Origin of the sequence: Halomonas sp. 141 (genome assembly GCF_002810305.1) — a bacterium.
Classification (GTDB): Bacteria; Pseudomonadota; Gammaproteobacteria; order Pseudomonadales; family Halomonadaceae; genus Vreelandella; species Vreelandella stevensii.
In genome coordinates this window covers 1-9102 of record NZ_PINZ01000069.1, presented here as the reverse complement: position 1 = coordinate 9102, position 9102 = coordinate 1, and the positions used below count along the sequence as shown (strand labels likewise).

Below are 9102 nucleotides of genomic sequence, written 5' to 3'. Positions count from 1 at the left end.
CATCGATCTGCTTGCGCATGTCGACCGGCTCGCGACACAGGTAGACGCGCAGCCGGGTGTCCGGCCGGATCATCGGGTCACCTCCACGGCGACGAAGCGCAGCGGCCGGTGGCGAGGTGGCACGGGCACGCCCTGCACCTCCAGGCGCTGCTCCCACGCCAGCAGTGACGCCAAATCCAGCCCTTGCTCTTCAGCGTACTCGCTCAGCGGCAGTTGGCGAGAGGAGGCATGGAACAGATGGCCCAGCCAGAAGGCCTGTGTCGAGGTCAGGTCGGTCATGGTGTCCTCCTTGCTATCGAATGACACCAGTCTGACGGATACTACTCAGCGGTAGAAGATGGGGTTGGTGGAGCGCTTACCAGGTCAGTGGGTTAGAAGTGCTTCCGGGGGTCGGTCTCACGGATTCAGGTTCCATTGAGCAGGCTGCCTGCTTGCTGGTAAAAACGTTGAAAGAAAGTGGGCAGGTGTTTAGTTGTGGCAATGGGGGCTCAATGTGTGATGCCATGCACTTTGCCGAAGAGCTTTCAGGGCGTTATCGGCTTGACCGCCGTGCTCTTGCTGCTAGCAGTATTAGCGATGTTGCCCATATTAGCTGCGTTGGAAATGATTATGGCTATGAGTATATTTTTTCACGTTACCTGGAAGGCCATGCCAAAGCAGGGGATTGTCTGTTGGCAATAAGCACCAGTGGGACCAGTCAAAATGTCATAAAGGCCGCCCGTTATGCGAAAGAAAATGGCGTAAATGTGATTGCGTTGTGCGGTAAAGAAGGCTCCCCTTTGGAACGTGTTTCGGATGTGACTATTTGTACACCTGCAGGTTCATATGCGGATAGAGTGCAAGAACTGCACATTAAAGTTATTCATATATTGATAGAGCAGGTGGAGCGAGAGCTTTTTCCAGAGAATTATCTGTAAAGCCGTATTTCAGTTACATAAGTTGTTATGAACAAGCCAGCAATGCTGAATTCGAAGATTCGTTTAGAATACAGGCGAATGGCCTAACGTGCGCTAGCGTGTTTGTAGAAAATGGAAGGTGTTCCAAGCGCTCACCGTCTGCAACTGGATGTTACTTCAGGTATGCATATGCTGTGCGTTGCGGCATCGAATTAATACGGGAGATGTCTTGCAGGGTCTGTAACGACGCGAACCCCTGAAAGGCGCTGAATCGGCGTTTCTTTTTGAAACGAATCTGGCATCATTGATAATTATTCTTATGTTGATGTTGGCAACATATTCTATCGAGAGGGCTAGGCATGGCGTTAAGCACAAAGGGATGGGGCGTGGCGGCAGCAGGCGTGGTGGTGGTTGGCGCTGGTGGGTATGTCGCAGCTCAGGCGATGGTGGGCAATCAGGTGGAGCAGGCGCTGGTCGATAGCTTCGCCGAGCTGGATCAGTCGGTCTCCTACGAGGTGCATGATGTGCAGATCGACAAGGGCCTCTTCGATACTCGAGCCACGGCCACGATCGCCATGCGCGGGTTCGAAGACGCCACGGCGGACGTCAACCTGTTCGTCAAGCACGGGGCGCTGAGCGCCGATATTACCGGCGAACTCGTGCCCAATCAGGCACTGGTGCAGGGCATCATCGATATCGACCTCAAGGCAACACGTTCCGCCATCGCAGGGCAACTGAGCGCCACCGAGCTGGATGGCGTGGCGCTGGATGTGCTGGTCGACCAGCTGGTGGTGGGGCTCGATCGCGGTGCCGACGGGCATTGGCACCTGGATACCCGGGCTCAGGAAATCACCTACCATGGCGACAATGAAACCGTGCGCATGGTGACGCCACGGCTGATCCTGAACACTCGTCATCACGAAGGCGAACCCGTGCTGCTGCAGAGTCTCGACATACCGCGCACGGAAATATTCGTGGAAGGCGTGCGGGTCTACCTGGAGGGCATGGAGTCGGAGAGCGAGTCACGAGGGGAGACCATTGTCCACCAGAGCGGCCATTTCCGGATTGCCGAGATGGGCGTGGATGATACGTCCTTTGGTAGCCTGGCCTTCGAGGTGAGTGCCGACAACTGGGACCTGGAGGCGCTGCAAGCCTTTCAAGAAGCCTATGCCCCCCTCATGGCCATGCACCTGGATGCCGAAGAGCGCGGCGTGCCGGTGGATGCCGAGCAAGAGCGTGTGCTGATGGCCGAGGCTCTGGAAAGCAGCTACGCCATGCTGGTTGCCAGCCCCACCATGGCCATCGACCCCCTGCAGGCCCACATCGTACTGCCCGACCTGGGCATCGACTTCAAGCCTCGGCTCACTACGCACATGGCCTTCGACGGTCAGGACCTCGCCAAAGGAGCGCTCTACGGTGCCTTCTGGCCGGTTGGGCAGCCGTTACCCCAGGGCCTGATGAGCGAAGAGCAGATGATGAGCCCCTTCGAAGCCCAGGAGTATCTCAGCCGTCGCCTGAGCCTGGCGCTGGCCGTAACCACACCTCCCGATCTGGTATTGGGCTTTATTCCGATGCCGTTTGCCGCCATGCTGGACAGCGAGGCGGAAGAGCAGGAAGTGCTTTGGCAAGAAGGAAGCCTGATGATCAATGGTCAGCCGATCATGTAATGGGGCACACCCGCTCTCCATGAATCTGGGTCTACGGAAGGAAATATCATGATGCTCACTATGGTTATCGTGCTGGTGGTGGTGGCTCTGATCGCCGTCTATATGGTGTCGGTGTACAACCGACTGGTGTCGCTGCGCAACCGCTTTCAAAACAGCTTTGCGCAAATCGAGGTGCAGCTGAAGCGGCGTCACGACTTGATTCCCAACCTGGTGGAAACCGCCAAGGGCTACCTCAATCATGAGCGGGAAACGCTGCAGGCGGTGATCGAAGCGCGTAACACCGCCGCCGCCGGCCTGAAAGCCGCCGCGGCCAACCCTGGCAGCGCCCAGGCCATGGCGCAATTGGGTGGTGCAGAGGGCGCGCTGACTCAGGCCATGGGGCGGCTGAACGTGGTCATGGAAGCCTACCCGGACCTGAAAGCTTCGCAGAACATGCAGCAGCTGTCGGAAGAGCTGACCAGCACCGAAAACAAGGTAGCGTTTGCCCGTCAGGCGTTCAACGACGCAGTGATGCACTACAACACCTATCGCCAGAGTTTCCCACCGATTGCCGTGGCGGGCATGCTGGGACATGGGCAGGATGCCACGCTGCTGACCTTCGAAGACAGCGCCCAACTGCAAACGGCGCCGAGCGTCTCGTTCTAGACGTGATGCCCAGGCCCGGGTGACCACAGGGAGGCCAATGCCATGGATTTCTTTACCGCACAAGACAACGCCAGGCGCAGCACGGGCCGCTGGGTGGTGCTGTTGCTCCTCGCCATCGTCTCGTTGATCGGCGTGACCACGCTGGTGGTGGCCATTGCGCTGTACATGATGGGCGCCAGCGGCAGTCAGGCTCAGCCGGTCGAGCAGGGGGTGTTGACCATGCTCTCCTGGGAGCTGCTGGCGGCGGTGGCCGTCGGCGTGCTGGCGCTGGTGGGGTTCGGGGGGCTGTACAAGCAGCGCCAGCTGCGTCGAGGTGGCCGTGTGGTGGCGGAAGCGCTGGGTGGCCGTCTGATCAACCTCGACACGCGCGATCACGACGAGCGGCGGATCCTGAATGTAGTCGAGGAGATGGCCATTGCCTCCGGAACGCCGGTGCCTGCGGTATACGTGCTGGAAGAGGAGGGGATCAATGCCTTTGCGGCCGGTTATCAGCCTGCCGATGCAGTGGTGGGCATTACCCGAGGCGCCATTCGGCAGCTCACCCGCGATGAGCTGCAGGGGGTGGTCGCCCATGAGTTCAGTCATATTCTGCACGGCGACATGCGCCTGAACATCCGGCTGGTGAGCCTGCTGCATGGCGTGCTGCTGATTGGTCTGGCAGGCGGCATGATGTTGCGCAGCTTGCGCTTTCGAAGAGTCAGCAACAACAAGCGCGACAACTCGGCGGCGGTAGTGCTGGGCCTTGGGCTGGCGCTCACCTTGATCGGCTACGCGGGCACTTTCTTTGGCGGGCTGATCAAATCGGCGGTGAGCCGTCAACGGGAGTATCTGGCCGACGCGGCAGCCGTGCAGTACACCCGCAACCCACAGGGGATAGGCGGTGCGCTGGTGAAAGTGGGTGCCCATGCCAAGGGCTCGCACCTCTCGGCACCTCAGGCGGCCGAATTCAGCCACCTGTTTTTCAGTCAAGGAGTGTCGTCGGGGCTAAGCCAGCTCATGGCGACGCATCCGCCGCTCAAGTCGCGCATTCAGCGCGTTCTGCCCGACTGGCACGGTCGTTTCGAAGCCTTGCAGCCAGCGCCTTCGCAGCAAGAGCCCGACACCCCTGGTGCCGAGGCAGACCAACGCTCCCATGGCCGCCGGATGGGAGGTGTGTCCACGTCTCCCGAGGCGCTGTTCAGTATGGCGGCCATGCAGGTGGCGCTGGGGGCCATGGGGCAGCCCGATCCACGCCATTTGCAAAAGGCCCGCGACGTGATCGATGCCTTGCCCGCCACCCTGGTAGAGGCCGCCCATGAACCCTACAGTGCCAGGGCGCTGATCTACGCCATGCTGCTGAGCGACGATGATGCCGAACGCACACAGCAGTTGGCGGCGCTGGAGGCCGTGGCGCTGCCGGATGTGTTCGCAGCATTGCATACCCTCAAGGAGCAGGTGGCCCGGCTCGACGTACAGCTGCGCCTGCCGCTGATCGAACTTGCCCTGCCTGCGCTCACCTCGCTTTCCACACAGCAGGCCCAGCACTTCAGGCTCTGTATGGAGCGTTTGATCCATAGCGACGGCAAGGTCAGCCTGTTCGAGTGGACGCTCTACCAGCTGCTGCTGAGCCATCTGAGCGAGCGTCACGGCGGTGCTGAAACCCTGACGTTGGAACAGACCCAGGCCGAATGTCAGCGGTTGTTGGGCGTGTTGGCTGAGGCGGGAGTGGCACCAGGGCAGGCGGGTGACGAGGCCGTGGCTGCCGCGCTGCGGGCTGCCCAGGCCTCGCTGCCTTTCACGTTGTCTTCCCTGCAAGACGCCGATGACATGCAGGCGCTCAGCCTGGCCGTAGAGCGCTTGCGCCGCTTGAAACCGCTGCATAAAGCCCGCTTGCTGAACGCCATGACCCGCTGTGTAGAGCACAGTGGCGTGATTCGCGCCGCCGAGGCAGAGCTGTTCCGCGCGGTGGCCGATATGCTCGGCTGCCCAGTGCCGCCGCTGTTGGAAGAGCACGACAGCGATACTCACTCCATGGGGTGAACGCCCATGCCTTCATCGCTCCTACTGTTACTGGCCGATGCCGTGTTGCTGTTGCATGTGCTGTTCGTAGCCTTCGTGGTGCTGGGGCTAATGGCTATCTACCTGGGCGGTATTCTGGGCTGGTACTGGGTGCGCCACCGCCGGTTTCGGCTTGTTCATCTAGGCGCCATTGGTTATGTGGTCGTGCAAGCGTGGCTAGGAGCCGTCTGCCCGCTCACCACCCTGGAAATGGCGCTGCGTGCCGAAGCCGGTTCAGCCACTTACGCTGGTTCCTTCATTCAACACTGGCTCCAGCGGCTGCTCTACTACACGGCACCGGAGTGGGTGTTCGTGGCGGTATATACCCTGTTCGGTAGCTTGGTGCTGGCCAGCTGGTGGGTGGTGCGGCCCGTTGCCCGCCAGCGGGGCTGAGGTTTGCAGGGGCCTGCCGTAGTCCGTAATGCGTTGCAGAGTCGTGCTGGCAGGGAACGCGAGGTGCGTTAGGCTGAGGGGTACGTACGCCGTTTCGCCAAAGGGCCTGCCAGGGCAGGTGTCTGCTGGAGAAAGGGCGATCATGCAGAGCGCCAAGCGTAAAGAGGTGCAGGATGACCAAACGACCAAATGGACAGGGTGACGCTTCGATAGCCACCGTTTCGTGCAAGACCGAGCAGCTGCTGCTGGCAGCGTTGGAGCGGGGTGGCAGCTGCCTGGAAACAGGGCGTTACTTGATCAGCTATCGAGACGGCCAGGTGGAAGAGGGCATCAAGGCACTGCAGCCCTTAACTTCCGTATTGCCGACGCGCGCGATTTCAGCGAGCAAGCGGTCAGCCTGGACGAAACCGGTGACGCCGAGGCGCTGGTATTTCCAGAGCTGGGCGTAGCCCTGGTGGGCGGCGATGCCTTGCAGCACCATGGCATGGACGTACTGGACAAGCTCGCGGTGAATAGCCCCATCGAGATCATCGAGCCGGAATATTTTGCCTTTTCGGAAAACTCGGAGTACTTGCGCGGTTTTCTGCGTGCCGCGACCACCATTGCCCGTGACATGGGGGTGGAGCTGGAGATGGAAAACGCCGTCGAAAAGCCAGAACAAGAGGGCCGCACCACCACCTGGGGGTGGGGCAGGTATCAAGGTCGCCGTGCTGGATACCGGGATGGACCTGGGCCACCCGGAGTTTGCGGGCCGTGAATTTGTCTCGCGCAGCTTCGTCGGCGAGCCGGTGCAGGACCTCAATGGGCATGGTACACACTGTATTGGAACCGCCTGCGGCCCGAAGTCTCCCCGCGGTGATACCCCCCGTTACGGGGTTGCCTTCGATGCCCAGGTACTGGTGGGTAAAGTGTTGACCAACTCGGGCAGCAGTACGGGCGCAGGCGTGTTGGCAGGTTTGAACTGGGCGATTGCCAATCGCTGTGAAGTGATCTCCATGTCACTGGGCAGCCAGAGCCCGGTACAGGCCGCCTACACCCATGCCGGTGCGGCAGCGCTACGCAACGACTGCCTGGTGATAGCGGCGGCGGGCAATTCAACCCTGCCAACCGGCGCCCCGGCGAACTCGCCCACGGTGATGTCGGTGGCTTCCCTGGATCCCAACCTGTCGGTGTCCAGCTTCTCCAATCATGGCAAGATCGAGCTGGCCGCCCCAGGGCGCGACGTTTTGTCTGCCTGGCCTCGGCCGACCTGTCACAAGGCCATCAGCGGTACCAGCATGGCGACTCCGCACGTGGCGGGGTGTGCGGCCCTTTGGGCCCAGTCGGATGCTTCATTGCGAGGCCGAAAACTGTGGGATCAGTTAATAGCCTCTGCTCGGCCTTTGCCGTTATCGGAAGAGCAGGTGGGCGCGGGGCTGGTACAAGCTCCCTGACGGGGTGCGCTGGCGGTCTTCTTGGGCCGTCCAGCGCATGCTAATCAACACGTGTGGCGTTAATTTTCGGGAGATACCTTCAATGGCAACGGTAACGCTTTGGCTGATCACGATTTCCGGCGATCAGCCCATCCATGACATCGCCACGCGTCTCAGCGCCGAAGGGCTCACCGTCCGCGAGGTGCTGGAGGAGATCGGCTGCATTACCGGCGCCGCCGATGACGCTACCGTCAAGCGCCTCAAGCGCGTGCAAGGAGTGCTCGACATCGTCCCGGATACGCCGATGGATGTGGGGCCACCAGGTACGGATGAGACGTGGTGATGATGGCTTTTTGCAGCTCCAGGAGCTTGAAGCGACGATCAAATACTATCGATATTCGCTATGCTATCCCTTCTCTCTGGCGCAGCCGTTATTCAAACCTTGCCCCCAACGCCTTTGAACTTCTCGACAAACGCGACAATCTTTTGAAATACGCTCTGCTTTTTGGTGAGGTACTGTGGGTTCAACGGACTCATCTTCGGCAACAGGCTATTGAGCTCGGTGCCTTTTTCACTGGCATACTCCCGTTTGAGCGAGGTAGTGAGGTAGCGCCGCGCTTCTTCTGCCTTTAGGTTCTCTGATTCAATCAGCGCTTCGGCCTCGCGTTGCTGTTCCGCTTGGGCAAAGGTAAAGAAGGCCTCGATCACACTGGCTTTCTCACCGATCTGGTCCAGGTCGGTCTGGTTGATGAAATCAACCACCAGACCTTCTTTCGCACGGTTGCCAAGGCTTGCACGGATAACCCGCCGCACTTCTTGCACCAGCTCTGCTTTGCTTTTGGTTTTTTTATTGTGCTCGAAGATAAGCCCCAGAATATAATCCAGGTTGATTTCCTGAGACTTCAGCAGGTCGACTTCGAACTCCACATCGTCCCAGTCGAGTGTTGTTGAATCGGTTGCCTCAGCGGCCTTCTGACGGCGTTGCCAGTCGCGGATGTCGTTGTAGGTCGAGCGGTAATCCTGAACCTTGCGCTCGGAGGGTAAGCGTATGGTTTGCAGCTCCGCCAGCTTTTCGTCGTCCAGGTAGTGTTCTGCTTTAAACGCCTCAACTGCCTCTGGGTCGCTAGTATCCAGCTTTTGCAAGGCTTTGAGGCTGGCAAATTCATCGTAGTTTTGCAGCACATTTTCGACGCGCAGATACTCGCCAAAGACCTTGGCAAAGGCTTTTTTGTCGGCTTCCTGTTCGATGGCGGCAGGGTCAGGGAAGTTATGCTCCAGATCGGCAACGACTTCCATAAAACCGCGCCGAGCATGGCCGGTCACCAGGTCGGTAAAGCCCTCCATATACTCTTTGTAGCTTTTCTCTAACACCACGTTTTTGGTGTTTTTATCCCCGAACAGGGTAATGGCATCCACCGTTGCCTTTTCCAGATCACGGAAGGTGACGATATTGCCAAACGCCTTGGTGGCATCGTAAATGCGGTTGGTGCGCGAAAAAGCCTGCATCAAGCCGTGGTAGCGCAGGTTTTTATCAACGAACAGGGTATTCAGCGTGGGTGCATCAAAGCCGGTGAGGAACATGCCGACCACGATCAGCAGATCGATTTCCTTGGCTTTTACCCGCTTGGCCAGGTCGCGGTAGTAGTTCTGGAAGCCGTTGCTGTCCACGCTGTAGGTGGTTTTGAAGTAAGCGTTGTAGTCATCGATGGCAGCGCTTAAAAATTCCTTGGCACTGGAATGCATTGCCGACACATTAAAGCTTTCATCCACAATGTCACCAATGGCATCTTGCTCTTCATTGGCCGCAAACGAGAAAATGGTGGCGATTTTTAGCGGCTTGTCGCTGTCTTTTTGAAGCTCATTCAGCGTTTCATAATACAGCTTGGCCGCTTCCACGCTGCTCACCGCAAACATGGCGTTAAAGCCTGAGGAATCCCCACGAACTTTGCTATCCATCGCATAAGGCCTGCTCTTTGACTTCCCCTTGGAGGCTCGTCAGAACTGTCTTCCAAGAGGGCCATGGGACAGCACCGACACAATGACGTCGCAGCC

At 59.1% G+C, this 9102-nt stretch carries 8 protein-coding genes and 1 pseudogene; 7 read left to right on the top strand and 2 right to left on the bottom strand.

The features are described 5' to 3' along the window. Positions 1-69 precede the first annotated feature (69 nt). Positions 70-279: a hypothetical protein gene (locus CWI66_RS16795; RefSeq protein WP_081135864.1), complete on the bottom strand. Its 210-nt coding sequence runs from the start codon at positions 277-279 to the stop codon at positions 70-72. A gap of 98 nt (positions 280-377) precedes the next feature. Between CWI66_RS16795 and CWI66_RS16790 the strand changes: the two genes are divergently transcribed. The 7 genes and pseudogenes from CWI66_RS16790 (at position 378) to CWI66_RS16760 (ending at position 7393) form a co-directional block, all read left to right on the top strand. After that, positions 378-917, top strand: coding sequence for a D-sedoheptulose-7-phosphate isomerase (locus CWI66_RS16790; RefSeq protein ID WP_100732305.1), 540 nt, complete (start codon positions 378-380; stop codon positions 915-917). Positions 918-1255: 338 nt separating this feature from the next. After that, positions 1256-2563, top strand: a complete 1308-nt coding sequence (locus CWI66_RS16785) for a DUF945 family protein (RefSeq protein ID WP_100732304.1) — start codon at positions 1256-1258, stop codon at positions 2561-2563. Between the two features lie 48 nt (positions 2564-2611). After that, positions 2612-3208: a LemA family protein gene (locus tag CWI66_RS16780; protein ID WP_081137183.1), complete on the top strand. Its 597-nt coding sequence runs from the start codon at positions 2612-2614 to the stop codon at positions 3206-3208. 42 nt (positions 3209-3250) lie between these two features. Then, on the top strand, positions 3251-5227 hold the full coding sequence (locus CWI66_RS16775) for a M48 family metallopeptidase (RefSeq protein WP_100732303.1): 1977 nt from the start codon (positions 3251-3253) through the stop codon (positions 5225-5227). 6 nt (positions 5228-5233) lie between these two features. Next, entirely contained in the window at positions 5234-5638 is a 405-nt protein-coding gene (locus CWI66_RS16770) for a DUF2784 domain-containing protein (RefSeq protein ID WP_016913639.1), read from the top strand. A 173-nt stretch (positions 5639-5811) separates the two neighbouring features. Next, positions 5812-7071, top strand: a pseudogene (locus CWI66_RS18730) (S8 family serine peptidase). Between the two features lie 82 nt (positions 7072-7153). Beyond that, entirely contained in the window at positions 7154-7393 is a 240-nt protein-coding gene (locus CWI66_RS16760) for a hypothetical protein (protein WP_100732302.1), read from the top strand. Between the two features lie 92 nt (positions 7394-7485). Here CWI66_RS16760 and CWI66_RS16755 read toward each other — a convergent pair whose 3' ends face one another. Beyond that, on the bottom strand, positions 7486-9006 hold the full coding sequence (locus tag CWI66_RS16755; protein WP_198517607.1) for a type I restriction endonuclease subunit R: 1521 nt from the start codon (positions 9004-9006) through the stop codon (positions 7486-7488). Between the last annotated feature and the right edge of the window lie 96 nt (positions 9007-9102).

Excerpts from the sequence above, each read along its gene's own strand:
- CWI66_RS16795 (WP_081135864.1), bottom strand. The coding sequence starts at position 279 with ATGACCGACCTGACCTCGACACAGGCCTTCTGGCTGGGCCATCTGTTC.
- CWI66_RS16785 (WP_100732304.1), top strand. The coding sequence starts at position 1,256 with ATGGCGTTAAGCACAAAGGGATGGGGCGTGGCGGCAGCAGGCGTGGTG.
- CWI66_RS16780 (WP_081137183.1), top strand. The coding sequence starts at position 2,612 with ATGATGCTCACTATGGTTATCGTGCTGGTGGTGGTGGCTCTGATCGCC.
- CWI66_RS16775 (WP_100732303.1), top strand. The coding sequence starts at position 3,251 with ATGGATTTCTTTACCGCACAAGACAACGCCAGGCGCAGCACGGGCCGC.
- CWI66_RS16770 (WP_016913639.1), top strand. The coding sequence starts at position 5,234 with ATGCCTTCATCGCTCCTACTGTTACTGGCCGATGCCGTGTTGCTGTTG.
- CWI66_RS16760 (WP_100732302.1), top strand. The coding sequence starts at position 7,154 with ATGGCAACGGTAACGCTTTGGCTGATCACGATTTCCGGCGATCAGCCC.
- CWI66_RS16755 (WP_198517607.1), bottom strand. The coding sequence starts at position 9,006 with ATGGATAGCAAAGTTCGTGGGGATTCCTCAGGCTTTAACGCCATGTTT.